Source organism: Paenibacillus campi (assembly GCF_034659835.1).
GTDB classification, from domain to species: Bacteria; Bacillota; Bacilli; order Paenibacillales; family Paenibacillaceae; genus Saccharibacillus; species Saccharibacillus campi.
The window spans coordinates 301,346-315,731 of sequence record NZ_JAXSQZ010000006.1 but is presented as its reverse complement, the minus strand read 5'-3'; the positions used below and the strand labels follow the sequence as shown (position 1 = coordinate 315,731).

The 14,386-nt window shown below is 47.6% G+C and carries 10 protein-coding genes; all 10 read left to right on the top strand.

Features of this window, described 5'->3' with window-relative positions; translation table 11 throughout:
• Positions 1 to 70 precede the first annotated feature (70 nt).
• Positions 71 to 1,357 (top strand): adenylosuccinate synthase, encoded by a 1,287-nt coding sequence (locus U1I11_RS15955; RefSeq protein WP_322907135.1) that lies wholly within the window; start codon positions 71 to 73, stop codon positions 1,355 to 1,357.
• A gap of 451 nt (positions 1,358 to 1,808) precedes the next feature.
• Positions 1,809 to 3,374 carry a peptidoglycan DD-metalloendopeptidase family protein gene (locus U1I11_RS15950; protein WP_322907134.1) on the top strand — a complete coding sequence of 522 codons (1,566 nt, stop codon included), beginning with the start codon at positions 1,809 to 1,811 and terminating at the stop codon, positions 3,372 to 3,374.
• A gap of 397 nt (positions 3,375 to 3,771) precedes the next feature.
• The gene (gene yycF / locus U1I11_RS15945) at positions 3,772 to 4,506 is read left to right on the top strand and encodes a response regulator YycF (RefSeq protein ID WP_322907133.1); all 735 of its coding nucleotides are present in this window, start codon (positions 3,772 to 3,774) and stop codon (positions 4,504 to 4,506) included.
• A 13-nt stretch (positions 4,507 to 4,519) separates the two neighbouring features.
• Positions 4,520 to 6,367 (top strand): cell wall metabolism sensor histidine kinase WalK, encoded by a 1,848-nt coding sequence (gene walK, locus U1I11_RS15940; protein ID WP_322907177.1) that lies wholly within the window; start codon positions 4,520 to 4,522, stop codon positions 6,365 to 6,367.
• On the top strand, positions 6,364 to 7,713 hold the full coding sequence (locus tag U1I11_RS15935) for a YycH family regulatory protein (RefSeq protein WP_322907132.1): 1,350 nt from the start codon (positions 6,364 to 6,366) through the stop codon (positions 7,711 to 7,713). Before walK ends, U1I11_RS15935 begins: the two co-directional genes overlap by 4 nt.
• A gap of 133 nt (positions 7,714 to 7,846) precedes the next feature.
• On the top strand, positions 7,847 to 8,593 hold the full coding sequence (gene yycI, locus U1I11_RS15930) for a two-component system regulatory protein YycI (RefSeq protein WP_322907131.1): 747 nt from the start codon (positions 7,847 to 7,849) through the stop codon (positions 8,591 to 8,593).
• A gap of 6 nt (positions 8,594 to 8,599) precedes the next feature.
• A complete protein-coding gene (locus U1I11_RS15925; protein WP_322907130.1) occupies positions 8,600 to 9,415 on the top strand; it encodes an MBL fold metallo-hydrolase in 816 nt (271 codons plus the stop codon).
• Positions 9,416 to 9,919: 504 nt separating this feature from the next.
• Positions 9,920 to 11,191 (top strand): trypsin-like peptidase domain-containing protein, encoded by a 1,272-nt coding sequence (locus U1I11_RS15920; protein ID WP_322907129.1) that lies wholly within the window; start codon positions 9,920 to 9,922, stop codon positions 11,189 to 11,191.
• A gap of 104 nt (positions 11,192 to 11,295) precedes the next feature.
• The gene (locus U1I11_RS15915; protein WP_188778351.1) at positions 11,296 to 11,463 is read left to right on the top strand and encodes a CxxH/CxxC protein; all 168 of its coding nucleotides are present in this window, start codon (positions 11,296 to 11,298) and stop codon (positions 11,461 to 11,463) included.
• A gap of 514 nt (positions 11,464 to 11,977) precedes the next feature.
• On the top strand, positions 11,978 to 14,089 hold the full coding sequence (locus U1I11_RS15910) for an acyltransferase family protein (RefSeq protein ID WP_322907128.1): 2,112 nt from the start codon (positions 11,978 to 11,980) through the stop codon (positions 14,087 to 14,089).
• The last annotated feature ends 297 nt before the right edge of the window (positions 14,090 to 14,386 follow it).

The following is a 14,386-nucleotide window of genomic DNA, read 5'->3' as shown; positions in this document are numbered from 1 at the left end:
CAGGTAAGCCGCTAATGCAGAAAGCGACAGCGCAAATATACGGTGTACATACACCTACGGAGGAATGAATATGTCAACTGTAGTCGTTGTGGGAACACAATGGGGAGACGAAGGCAAAGGTAAAATTACCGACTATCTTTCGGAGAGTGCGGACGTTGTTGCACGTTATCAAGGCGGTAATAATGCTGGACATACGATTTTGATTAATGAGAAAAAATATAAATTGACGATGGTACCATCCGGTATTTTCTATGAAGATAAAGCCTGTGTAATCGGTAACGGTATGGTCATCAACCCGGCTGCATTGATCGATGAGATCAACTATGTGCATGAAAACGGATTTTCGACGAAAAATCTGTCGATTAGCGATCGTGCGCATGTCATTTTACCATATCATATGGTGCTTGATCTGTTGGAAGAAGAACGCAAAGGCCCGAACAAAATCGGTACAACCGGTAAAGGGATCGGCCCTTGTTATATGGACAAAGCTTCCCGCGTCGGTATTCGGATCGCTGATCTGATGGATGCACAAGAGTTTGAGCAAAAGCTGCGCCATCTCGTCAAAGAGAAAAACCAGGTCATTACGCAAGTATACGGCGGTGAGCCGGTTGATGTAGAGCAAATTTTGTCTGACTATCTCGGTTATGCCGAAACGCTGCGTCCGTACGTGCGCGATACGTCGGTTGTGCTAAACGATGCGATCGATGACGGCAAAAAAGTGCTGTTTGAAGGTGCACAAGGTGTAATGCTCGATATCGACCAAGGTACGTATCCATTTGTTACATCGTCCAACCCGTCCGCAGGTGGTGTATGCATCGGTTCCGGTGTAGGCCCTGCGCGTATTCAGCAAGTGATCGGCGTAGCCAAAGCTTATACAACCCGTGTTGGCGATGGCCCATTCCCAACCGAGCTGCATAATGAAATCGGTGATACGATTCGTGAAAAAGGTCATGAGTATGGCACGGTTACAGGGCGTCCACGTCGTGTAGGCTGGTTCGATACGGTCGTTGTACGCCATGCGCGCCGTGTGAGCGGAATTACTGGTCTGTCTTTGAACTCGCTCGATGTACTGACCGGTCTGGACACTGTAAAAATCTGTACAGGTTACAAATACAAAGGCGAATTTATTACGCACTATCCGGCAAGCCTGAAACATCTGGCTGACTGTGAAGCGGTATACGAAGAAATGCCGGGTTGGAGCGAAGATATTACCGGTGTGAAAACGCTGGAACAATTGCCTGCAACGACGCGCAACTATGTGAATCGTGTCTCCGAGCTGACTGGTATTCCGATCGCAATCTTCTCGGTTGGTCGTAACCGTGAGCAGACGAATCAAGTTGCGCCAATTTACACTTAATTTATAACGCTACTGATCAGGTCGAAATGGAGTAGATCGATTAGCTGTTACAGTATTTTCCGGTTACTGTACAGTCATAGGCGGCAGACCGACGATCGTCGCTATAACTCGTCTCCATATCCGTGCTGCTCATATGATTGAATATAGAAATGACCCGTAACAATATTCATTGTGCTATGAAAGGCATCCCGATGGGATGCCTTTTTGTGATGTACGGATGAGGGCGGGATTGGAACAGAATAAGAGCTGTTATATGAATTGTAAAGTTGAAACTGTAGCAGGGATTATGGTAAAGTAAACGGGGAGTTAAAAAGGTTAATTTTTTGACACTTTTATATGACAGATTTTAATAATTTTGGTGGAATTTCATTTTACTACTAATCGCGCTTAGATGGATAAGGAACGGGACATGAGGATTGAATTTTAGCATGAACAGCAAAAGGAGACGGTCATGAAAAGTTTGAAAGGAAAAGGGGAAGCTAATCTGCCGCAACAACATTCCAAGACTGAGCCACAACAACAGGCACAGTCACCGGCAGGGGAGCAGGATACACAGTCAAACAAATGGTATACGATCACAGTTGATCATCTGCGTCAGGGGAAAAACAAAGTGCGTCGTCGTTTGCTGGTCGTGATGGGCAGCGTTGTAGTAGCAGGCGGGCTTGTTTTGGCGGGGAATCATTATGTGACAGCGAACACGGTTCCTTATTATGTCGTGTCAGTCAAAGGGCAAGCGATCGGCAGCATTTTGCATAAGTCGGAGCTGGATCAACTGTTTCAACAAAAGCGTGCCGCTTATCAGCAAAAATATCCAAATGCGAATATGGTGCTGAACACAAATGGCATTACGACGACCGAAGAAAAAGCGTTCAAAGCGCAAGTTAATTCCAAAAGCACGCTACAGCAGCTTGATAAAATGCTGACCGCTTATGCTAAAGGCGTTGAAGTAACGGTCGGCGGTAAAGCGATCGGGGTCGCCAAAGATCAAGCAACGATCGATGCTGCACTGCATATCGTCGAAAAAACATACACGCAAAAAGCCGAGACAGCAGCGATCAATATGAACAAAAGCTCGGTCAAAAAACTGGCGCAGAGTTATGCTTACAGCAAAAAGGTAAACAAGCTCGAATCGGTTAAAATTAATCAAAAGGTCACCGCCAATCCGATCAAAGCGAATCCGCAAAAGCTGCTTAGCAGCAAGCAGCTCGCTAAAGTGATGTTGACCGGTGTGGAAGCGCCGCTGAAATATACAGTACGCGAGGGCGATACGATTAGCTCGATCGCAGCCAGCTACGATATTCCGCAAAAGGAAATTTTCGCTCATAATCCAGACATCAAAGAAACTTCGATGCAAATCGGGGATGAGCTGACATTGACGGTGCCGCAGCCGCCGGTTACGGTGACGACAGTCGAAGATTATTCCGAGCAAGTGGTCACCGAACCGGATGTGGAAATTCGCAAAAGCGATAATATGCGCGCAGGCGAGTCCAAAGTAATCTCTGCCGGTGCACAAGGTTTGAAACGGATCGATTATCGCGTGGTGAAAGCAAACGGTCAAGTGTTGCGCGAGGAATGGGTAGGTCAGGAAGTTGTGAAGGAATCATCACCGAAAATTATCGTTAAAGGCACGAAGGTTGTTGTCGGTGAAGGTAGCGGTAACTTTATTTGGCCGGTTAGCGGTGCTATCGTAACGAGTCCGTTTGGTGAGCGTTGGGGACGATTGCATAAAGGGATCGATATCGTCGGCAGTTCGTCTGTTATGGCAGCCGATGATGGTGTCGTTACGTATGCCGGTACGATGACCGGTTACGGTAATGTGATCATTATTAACCATCGCAACGGCTATGAGACATTGTACGGTCACCTGAATCAGATCGATGTGAGCAATGGTGCAGTCGTTGAGAAAGGTCAACATATCGGTGTGATGGGCAATACGGGTCACTCGTTTGGTAGGCATTTGCATTTTGAAGTGCATAGTAGCGGTGCGTTGCAAAATCCGTTATCGTATTTGCGTTGATAGAAGGTAGTGTAGTGGCTTGTCTCGTTTTCAGTTATGAACGGCAGCTACATTCATATAGTTGCGAGCATTAACAATTTCCTATAACTATAAAGCTTTTTGACCAACAGAGTCAGATTGTTGCCTATTGTATTGAAATTGAATATAGGTTGCAGCATAGTATAGATAACAGTTCCCACCCGGCTTAGCAGGTCATAATTGATCTGATGCATAAAAGGGTGGGCCATTTTTTTATGTGCTATGCCGTATACATAAGTTCTAAATGAGTGGATCGGTAATATGTTGCAAACTTGCTTTTATTTCCAATGTTAATGAATGCTCTCCATCGCCCCCACAAGAATACGTCTACATAATATGATAAAATAAAAAAATCAAAGCCGTTATGAGGTGAAGCACCATGCAGGGGAAAATACTAGTCGTTGACGATGAACAACCGATTGCCGATATTTTGAAATTTAATCTTGAAAAAGAAGGCTATGAAGTCATCTGTGCCTTTGATGGTATTAGTGCGGTGGAGCAGGCATTTGCAGAGGAGCCTGATCTCATACTGCTTGATCTGATGCTGCCCGGCAAAGATGGTATGGATGTGTGCCGTGAGGTGCGAACCCGGCTCGATATGCCGATCATTATGCTAACCGCCAAAGATGCGGAGATCGATAAAGTGCTCGGATTGGAGCTTGGGGCAGATGATTATGTGACTAAGCCGTTCAGCACGCGTGAATTGCTGGCGCGAGTGAAAGCCCATATGCGCCGCCGTCAGAAACAGCCCACTGTTACAGCCGCCGTTGTTGTACCGACAGTGGATGAACCGAAAAATGGGTTGGCGCTGTTCGGCCTGTTTATCGATACCGATATGTATATGGTGTACAAAGATGGCGAACCGCTTGATCTGACCCATCGTGAATATGAACTTGTTTATTATATGGCTAAAAATGCAGGTCGGGTGATGACCCGTGAACATCTGTTGCAGGCGGTATGGGGATTTGAATATTTTGGGGATGTGCGTACTGTCGATGTGACGATTCGCCGTCTGCGCGAAAAGATCGAAGACGATCCGAGCAAGCCGGAGTATATTTTGACTCGGCGTGGGCTTGGTTATATGATGCGCAGCCCGAAAGCGGGAGGCATGTAAGGTGAAGCGCAAGCTGCGTCTGTTATCCGGCTTCAGCCGCACCATTCAGGCGCGGCTGATTATTATTTATGTGCTGCTCATTTTGATTGCGATGCAGCTCATTGGTGTGTATTTTGTCAGTGCGATGAAAAACTCGCTCACAAGTAATTTTACCCAAGATTTGCAAGAGCGTGCACAGCTATTATCGGTGCTGGCGGCGGATAAATGGTCAGGCAGTGGGGAGACATTTTCCAGCTCGGTGAACGATCTGAAGCTGATGGTGGACAATTTGTACAATATGAGCGGCACACAAATTCAGGAAATTCAAATATTGGATGTGAGCGGACGGATTTTGATTTCATCGATGAATAACGATTCCGGCACCGAGGCGCGCCGTAATACACAAACCGTCGTTAGCCGTGCATTACAAGGCATTAGAGACAATGAAGAATATATTATCGACGATACAGGTGAACGCAAGCGTGTCGTTGCCGAGCCGATCATTAGCGGTAATCGCACGGTCGGTGCGGTTTATATCGTGGCATCAATGGCAGAGCTGTATGATACGATGAAACGTATCAATGGTATTTTTCTGTCAGGCATATTGATTGCACTCGGGATGACGGCAGTGCTCGGTGTTATTTTGGCGCACACGATTACGCAGCCGATCAAAGAAATGACCAGGCGGGCGAAACAGGTCGCTGAAGGGGAATTTGATCATCATATGACCGTGTACAGCAATGATGAGATCGGTCAACTTAGCGAAGCGTTTAACTATATGACCAGTCGATTACGTGATGCGCTCGCGCAAAATGAGGAGGAAAAGGAAAAGCTCGCCTCCATTTTGAAAAATATGAGCGATGGTGTGATCGCTACCGATGAACATGGCTGCATTATTTTGGTGAACCGCGTCGCTGCCGCGATGTTAGGTGATACCGAATCACATCTATCCGGTAAAGAGCTGTCCGTTTTACTGCCGCTGTCTGAAGCGGAGCAGACGAAGCTGCAACACGGCACGCTCCGTCAGACGATTTTGAAGCTGGATGCGCATGAAGAAGGCAGCAACTCGGTTGTCCGTGTTACATTTAGCCCGGTGCATCGGCGCAAAGAGCATAGCGGTGCAGGCGGTGTGATCGCCGTATTGCAGGATGTGACCGAGCAAGAGAAGCTGGAAGCGGCACGGCGCGAATTTGTCGCCAATGTATCGCATGAGCTACGTACACCGCTCACAACGATTAAAAGTTATACGGAAGCATTGGAAGATGGCGCATTGGACGAACGGGCGCTGGCGGAACGCTTTATCGGTGTCATCCGTAACGAAACACAGCGTATGATCCGGCTCGTTAGCGATTTGCTACATTTGTCGCGTCTTGATTCAAGCGAAGCGACACTGCGCAAACAGCGTACCGATGTGCTGGAATTGTTGGAAGATACGGCAGATCGTTTTTATGTGCAAATGAAGCAAAAACAGATCGAATGCACGATCGATTTGCAGCCAGGTGTTGGCAGCGTCTGGATCGATCGCGATCAAATTGATCAGGTGCTCGATAATCTCGTCTCCAATGCGCTTAAATATACGATGGAAGGCGGCAGCATTACGTTAGGCGCTTACAGTGCGCCGGATGAAGATATGTTGGCGCTACGAATTCAGGATACAGGTATGGGGATTCCAAAGCAGGATTTGCATCGTATTTTTGAGCGGTTTTATCGGGTTGATAAAGCGCGCTCGCGCAATATGGGCGGAACAGGGCTTGGACTGTCGATTGCCCAGGAAATAGTGTTCGCTCATAACGGTACGATTGAACTGGAGTCCGAACTTGATCGAGGCACTACCGTCACCGTACGGTTACCGCTGCATGAGGAAGGGAATGTGGACGCATGAAGGAAAAGCTCAAATCCGGCATGCTTGCCGCACTTATTGTCGTCAGTTTGATCCAGAGTTATTTTCTGATTTATCGTATGCCTGGTGCCAATTCGGTCGTTAATTCGGAAGCCGGTTATGTGCAGGCAGAAGATATCGGGCCACGTTCCAGTATCGAGAATTTGATTTTCCCTGATAAAATGATCGTGCATATGGGCGGTAATCGGCATACGCTTTTCTATCCATCTTCATCCGAATATACATCCATCTATAATCAGGTACGCAAAAGCAGTTTCGGTCAATTTCGCCGCTTATCGGTGCAAAGTATGGACTGGAACCAAATTCGTAACGATCAAGGGATCGAGCTGCTGTTTAGTAGCGGCATTCCGGTCAGTTTGCTGGAACGCAGCATGCGCATTAACCCGGATTCGCTGTTTGAAGGCGATGCGGTGAATCGGATTTGGCTGTATACGGCACCGGATGATCGTACGACACGGGCGTTCTTTTTTAGTGCGAGCGGGGATGTTGTCTATGAAGCGACCGATATGGAGCTAAAAGCCGACGATATTAGCCGTAGCGTACAGCTCGGCACTAATGGCATTAGTTATCAGTACACGGCAGCCGGTTATTATTTGCCGCGCACAACGATTGCAGCAGCAACGGTAACGTTAAAGCTGGACAGTTTGACGACCGAGCAAATGCAGCGTAATCTGTTTTTTGATCCAGGTGCTACACGTAACATCAATGAGGAAAATGGTACGGAAATTTATACCGATAGCAAGCGCAGTTTGCAAGTGGATACCCGGCAACGCTGGATGATCTATACCGATCCGACTGCACCGACATCCGGTACGAACAATGTGAGCGATAATGTGCTGTCAGCGGTTGATTTTGTCAATCAGCATGGTGGATGGCCGGGTACGTATACACTTAGTATGGGTACAGGCAACAGTGACAAAAATGGCTTTGTATTCCGTCAATATTACGGTTCCTACCCGATTATAGAAACCGATCAATTTAAATTTGGTTATATCCGGCTGGCGGTAGAGCGTAATACGGTATCTACGTATGAGCGCTCGATGCTCTATTTGGCATCAAATCAGACAGTGCAAAAGTCGTCTAATAAAGCCGCTTCCGCCAACGGAAATGAAGATACAGGCATTCATTCCATTGTACAAATCCGCCAACTGCCTGCTGGACAACAGCTTTTGCAAATGATCAAACTACAAATTCCAGCCAGCAAGCAAATTGTTGATCTGTCGCCTGTATATCGCCCTTCACTCGGCAACGGTGTCATTGTGTTAACGCCGGTATGGATGGCTAAATTGCAAGATGGCAGCACCCAATTTCTGACCGTAAACGAATGAGTACAGCCTATCGCTGTCCGCATCATCAGAGGCAGGCGGCAATAGGCTTTATGTTTAACGAATAATAAACAATGCATAACGAGCAAATCGACAATACAGCCGCAGCAGGCTGATGACAGGCAGGAGGAAGACGATGGATTGGGGACGAGCCAAAAGTGTACTGATCAGTGCCTTTTTATTGCTGAATATCGTATTGGGCTACCAGCTCTGGATGGATGTGCGCGATCAGGCTCAATCGAACCTGGATATCGCTTCGCTCAGTGAAAATGCGCAGCGTGCACTGGAAAATAAACGCATTCAGGTGACCGCTCAAATTCCACGCGAAACGCCGATGTTGGCGCCAATTCCATATCAGAGTACAGCATCATCCGGCAACCAGCCTGTCCCGCTGCAACGCCCGGTCGATAGCCAGTTGATTTTTAATGAGGATGAGCTTGCTGTGCAGCTTGCCTCACAGATTCCGAATATCGGACAATATCAATATGATGCTTTTATTGCTAAACAGGGAATTTTTGTGTTGCATCCGCTACTAAATAACGATTTACCCCTGTTTAATATGAATCTGGAGCTGTATTATAGTAATCAGAAGATTATTTCTTACACTGTCCCACGTTTTACATTGGAGCAGGATCGTGCAAGCAAGCCGAATCAGGAAATTTTGTCGGCATCAACTGCACTAGGCACACTAATTGAAAACGATCTGCCGGAAGGCGCGGTCGTTAAAGATATTACGCTTGGTTATTATGGACAAAAGATCAGTGACAATTTCCATATCGCAGTACCGGTATGGCGCATTGCACTGGAAAGCGGAGCCTTTTATTATGTACAGGCAATTACCGGGGAAGTGACCACAACCCCAGCGGCAGAAAATGAGGAGTAGACACGAATGATAGGCACGGGTATACAATTTACAGTATTATCGAGCGGTTCAACAGGCAATGCCACCATCGTTCGCAACAAAGATGCAGCCTTGTTGATCGATGCAGGGCTAAGCGCAAAACGGATCGATGAATTGATGAAAGAGCGTGATTTTAGCGGCGATCAGTTGGAAGGCATTCTGATCACACATGAACATTCCGATCATATTCGCGGTTTGGGTGCGGTCGCACGCAAATACAATTTGCCGATCTATGCCAATGAACAAACATGGCTAGCGATGGAAAAAGCGGTCGGCAAAATTACACCGGAACAAAAGCAAGTGATGCAGACGGGCGACTATTTAAGCTTTGGCTCGCTGCGGATTGAGTCATTTGGCATCTCGCATGATGCGGCAGAGCCGGTCGGTTATTTTTTTCGGGATGGTGAGCAAAAGCTAAGTCTCGCTACCGATCTCGGTTATGTGAGCGACAAAGTAATGCAAAGTATTGCCGATTCGGATGTGCTCGTATTGGAAGCGAATCATGATATCGAAATGCTGCGGATGGGTCGTTACCCGTGGAATACGAAGCGGCGTATTTTGAGCGATATCGGTCATTTGTCGAACGATACGGCTGGCGAAGTGCTTAGCGAGCTGCTCAGCAAAAAGCTGAAACGTACGTATTTGGCACATTTAAGCCGTGATCACAATATGATGGAAATCGCCAAAATGACGGTACGTGATGCGATGGAAAGTCGGGGCTGCTTTTATAAGGAGCATGAATTTAAGCTATGTGACACGTATTATGATCGTCCTACACCGTGGGATGCGCTAAGTGAATCTTGAACCGGAGCGGTGAATGGTATAAAGTGGGAAAGTACGGTCTAAGTTATACAGCAAGCGCTTATATGATGTTATCGAACACAACACATAAAGCTTGTAGGCGCTACGATGAACAAAATGAACATAGAGGCATACACCGCTGCCAACTCAAGCGGTGTTCAAGTTGACGATGATCGTTATGCGTTGTTATAACGTTTTGCAATTGGTATATGAGCGTATTTGAATCGTTTTGATGCTCTATTCATGACGATGCGCGAGTTATAAAAAGGTCGTCATAGGTGGAAAGTTGTGCTTCATTCGTCTGTATCCATTTGCCAATGAATAAAAGATGCCATCGCAGATGAACGTATGGCTCATACAATACACAGTAAGCAAAATTGAGGCAATACAACATATATTATTAATAATAGGTAAGCAAAAAGGGTAAAAGCTGCTTGCGCCGATAGGCGATGCAGATCAAGGTGGGTAGAGTGACACATAGGGAAACACAGCAGAGGAGCGATGAGTATGGCGCTATTTGATGACGATTTCTACTCCACCAAAGTATCCCGCCATTCCAAACGACATGTGATGGCGGATGAGCGTAATTCATCATTTCGGTCTGTTTACGAACCGGTGCGTCGTGGGATGTCCACCGTTCGTGTCGTCATGATTAGCGCGCTCACAAGTGCGGTGACGATCAGTGCGATTATGGGCGGACTATTTCTGTATCATGATCATTATTCCGGTGCGGCTACTGCAAGCGGCATGCTGCCGACTCAGCAAACGTCAGGCAATCCGTATGAGAGCATCGTTCAGGTTGCCCAGCAAGTGCGCCCCGCCGTCGTCAGCATCGTAAACTACAAAGATGACAACAAACCGGAAATGTCCACATTGGATGAATCCGCGCTCGGTTCTGGTGTAATTTTCCGCAAAACGGACGGCAAAGCGTATATCGTCACTAACAATCATGTCATCTCCGGCGCAGATGAAGTCGATGCGGTGCTGACCGATGGCACGATGTTAAAGGCAAATGTGATCGGTTCAGACTTTATTAGCGATATCGCGGTATTGTCTGTCGATGGCAAACATATCGATCATACCGTCGCGCTCGGTAACTCCGATCAGCTTCGTCCAGGCGAAACCGTGCTCGCTATTGGCAATCCACTCGGATTTAATGGTACGATGACATCAGGTATTGTTAGTTATGATCATCGTCTAATCCCGGTGTCGCTTAATCAGGATGGCAATTATGACTGGGAGCAGAACGTCATTCAAACCGATGCGGCGATCAATGAAGGCAATAGCGGCGGCGCACTTGTCAATATGCGCGGTCAGCTCATCGGTATCAATACGATGAAAATTTCCGATACCGGCGTAGAAGGTCTCGGTTTTGCGATTCCGATCAATGAAGTGATGCGCAATGTACAACAATTGCTTGATCATGGCAAAATTAACCGCCCTTATCTGGGTGTGTACAGCATCGATCTAGATAACGAATCCGCCTACCGTTCCTATGATGCAGAGGCGAATAGCGATGCGCCCAAACTTCGTTTGCCTGACGATGTGACCAAAGGTGCAGTTGTGCTTGAAGTGAGCGGTCCTGCCAAAGACGCAGGTTTAAAAGTTAACGATGTGATCGTCCAGCTGGACGGACAAACGATCGGCTCGACACTTGAACTGCGCAAATATTTATACGACAAAAAACAAATCGGTAACTCGATTAAAATAACGTATTATCGTGATGGACAAAAACAGACGGCTACGACAACGTTGCTAGATACACCGGAGCGTAAATAGCGGTTGGCAAACAGCGCCACATAATGGCTAGCGTTGGCACACTGAAACAACGGAACAGTAACGGTTATCAAGCCGGAACTGCGGGAAAAGGGAGCTTATTATTTATGTATGTAGTATGCAAAGAGCATGTAGAAGACGCGCTTGAAGCGTTTGTTGATGAATATGAAGATGCACCGGATGTGGTCGATCTGAAAGAAACGGAATTTTCCGATTGGGACCCACCTGCAAAATGTGTTTATTGTGATCAGCACGGCGAATTTCTGGTCGTCTGATCTCCCTGCCGATCCGGCACGATCATGAATCTGCTGATCACGGAGCTATACGATATCGGCTGCTGGCTGAATTGCAATTCAGCCAGCAGCCGATTGAATACGAATGCGATACACTACTCAACATACCAGCCATACATTCCCATTAGCGAGTATAGATCATGATGCCATACAGGGTAGGGACCGCAATTTCCGAGTCCTTGTTTTCCTGTGTCTTTATTGGGCACAGATGCAAGGCGAACATGATTAGGTTAAAAGTAAAATACGACGTTGCTGTAAACCAATTTTAACTCGTTTGAGACGATTCGCGCAGAATACTTGGATATAATGGGTCTTGTCGATTCCTGCCAGCTGTGCTGTGCACGGAATAAGAGTGACCACTGGAAAGGATAAAAGAATATGAAAGACATCAAGGCTCTGAAGCTACGAACGGAACACTTGACGCTAATGCAACATAACTGTTGTGAGATCGCCGTGGCAAACGGCTTAACTATACATAGAGGGCGGTGGACTTATTATGTCTAAGCCGCTCCAGCAGCATCGTTATATGCCGGGTTTGGATGGATTGCGCGCATTCGCGGTGCTGGCGGTTATTTTATATCATTTGAATACGGACTGGGCACCAGGTGGATTGCTCGGGGTAGGCATCTTTTTCGTATTATCCGGTTATCTGATCACCGATATACTTGCAGGTCAATGGGAACGTAATCAACGATTTGATATGATCGACTTTTGGAAAAGGCGTGCACGTAGGCTATTGCCAGCAATGTACGTCATGATCGTCGTCGTCGGGCTATGGTGTCTGATCGGAGATCATGGTCGTCTTGCCGCACTACAGGGCGATATTCCGGCTGCGTTATTGTATGTGAGCAACTGGTGGTTTATTTTCCACAAAGTGTCGTATTTTGAAAGCTTTGGCCCAGCTTCCCCACTCGGTCATTTATGGTCGCTGGCGGTGGAGGAGCAGTTTTATCTGTTATGGCCGTTTATGCTAATGCTGGGGCTTAAATTTTTGCCGAAGCGCGGTAATTTGGCAGGCTGGATTATGAGTTTGGCGCTGATCTCCGCCTTGCTGATGGCGGTATTGTATGTGCCCGGTTCAGACCCAAGCCGTGTATATTATGGCACCGATACACGCATTTTTGCACTGTTAATCGGTTCCGCACTGGCGATCGTTTGGCCAAGTATGAAGCTAAAGTCCAATGTATCCGCCCCGGCGCAAACGTTACTGGATGGCGTAGGGTTAGGCGCACTGCTCGTGTTAGTCTGGTCGATCTGGCATACAAACGAATACGATCCATTTTTGTACCGTGGCGGTCTAGTACTGCTCTCGCTTGTGACCGGTCTGCTGATCGCTGTGCTGGCACATCCGGCAAGCCGGCTAGCTGTGCTCATCGGCTGCAAGCCGCTGCGCTGGCTCGGACAGCGTTCATACGGACTGTACCTATGGCATTATCCAGTCATTACGCTGAGCACGCCACAGGTCGATACCGGCGAGCCATCGATCGTGCGCGCGATACTTCAAGTATTGGTCAGTCTGGCATTGGCAGAGCTGTCATGGCGCTTCGTCGAACAGCCGATTCGTCGCCAAGGCTTCCGCTACGCGTTCGGTCGTGTCGGCAGCTCCAACTGGCGCAGCCGTCGCGGTTGGATGATCGGTGGTGCATCTGCCGCTGTATTTATCATGTTGGCTGCTGTGCTCGGTCATCTGTTAACGAACAAAGCCGTCTCAGAAACGGCAGAAGCGCAGCAACAGCCTCAATCCGTGTTCATCACAGGCTCATCTTCTACGACAACACCGACCAATGTGTCGCATACGAATAAAGATGGCAAAGAAGGCGATAAAAATGCTTCCGGTTCTGGTGAATCCAGGTCGTCGGAAGGTAAAACGACAGATCAAGATAGTCAATCAGCGACACATAAAAAGGATACAAACAAAGACGAAAACGGAGCTGTTGCAACGGACGGTAGCAACGATACATCTTCTACCTCAGATAGCGATTCATCCGACAAATCAACATCCGGTAGTGATACGAATGACACTGGAACAGATAACAGCGACGATTCCGGTTCGACGAGTGGCAACGGGCCAAAGGCAGCCGCACCAGCGCCATCGTTACCAGCCGCCGCAACGAAGAAAAACTTGGATGAGATCGTATCCGGTAACGGCGTTACCGCCATCGGTGACTCGGTAATGCTGGACGTCGCGCATTACCTAACCGAGACGATGCCAGGCATTACGATCGACGGTCGTGTCGGCCGCCAGATGACCGAAGCACCTGACGTGATCCGCCAGTTACGCCGTGGCGGTCATCTCGGTTCTACCGTCATTCTCGAACTGGGCACGAACGGATCATTTACGCAAGAACAGCTCGAAGATTTACTGGATGAGCTAAGCAGCGCCCGCAAAATTATACTCGTCAACACCCGTGTCCCACGCCCGTGGGAAACGCTCGTCAACAATACGATCAATACGGTTGCTGCCGAGGATAGCCGCATTCGTGTAGTCGATTGGTATTCTGCGAGTAAAGGACAAGACAGCTTCTTCGCGACAGATGGCGTACACGTGAATCCGGCTGGAGCGCGAGTGTATGCGACGATTGTAGCTGAAGCGGTGAAAGGGAAATAATAAGCAGAATAAAGATTTACACAATATTCCAATAATGTATTAAATATTGAAATTGGATTGCCGATAGTAATGAAGGAATGAAATAAGATTGGCAAGCGCTCTCTTTGCGCCAACCGTAGGTGGTTGGTGTGGAGGGAGTTTTCAATTTGGGTGGGGGAGTGGCGCACGAAGTTTCTATAGTGCACGATAACAGTAGTTATCCAATGGTAGGAGAGATGGTAGTTTATGCTGTTCTAGTAGGCTGTCTCAAATGAAAATTGTGTTTGAACGTCCCTAAATCTGTTCAACACCAAGCGA